The following is a 586-nucleotide window of genomic DNA, read 5'->3' as shown; positions in this document are numbered from 1 at the left end:
GGACGGGGTGCTGGGCGACGGTGAAGGTCTCCCGGCGCGGGGGCGCGAAGCCCGCGGCGATGGGGGGCCACTGCTGCGGCTGGCTGACGGCCTCGCTGACGGCGGCGAGCAGGGCCTCCTCCAGGGGCGTGGTCTCCGCGTCGCGCAGGTCCGCGCACGGGGCCTCTCCGGAGGGGCCGGTCAGCTCCTTGCGCAGCACGAAGCCGCGCTCGGCGCCCAGGCAGACGCGGCGCACGGAGGACGTGCCGGAGACGTCCTGGCGCACGTCGTACCAGGTGCCCGGGCCCCAGGGCCGGTCGAGCACGGGCACGGTGCCCGGAGCCTCCGTGCCCTGGCGGAAGGACACGAGCGTGAGCTGCTGGCTGCCGCTGGCGCCGAAGCCGGAGAGCGTGGTGCTGGCGTCGAGCAGGCCGTGGGTGAGGTACAGCGGGCCGGGCTCATTGGCGTAGAGGCGGTTCTGGAGGGGGCCGTCGCTGGGGCGGCGGTCGTCGAGGAAGCGGCGGGCGTCCCAGGAGCGGCCGGCGGCGGTGGTCTGTTCGGTGGAGCGCTGGCCGCGGTGTTCCTCCTTCCAGGGCTGGGTTTCTTC

General features: G+C 75.6%; 1 protein-coding gene. It reads right to left on the bottom strand.

The annotated features are described in order from the left end of the window. Positions 1-586 (bottom strand): DUF6068 family protein (locus D7X55_RS43840; RefSeq protein WP_233610406.1); only part of this gene is annotated, 586 nt, incomplete at both ends.

It is taken from the genome of Corallococcus sp. AB049A (genome assembly GCF_003668885.1).
GTDB classification, from domain to species: Bacteria; Myxococcota; Myxococcia; order Myxococcales; family Myxococcaceae; genus Corallococcus; species Corallococcus interemptor.
This window is presented reverse-complemented; position numbering and strand designations above follow the sequence as displayed.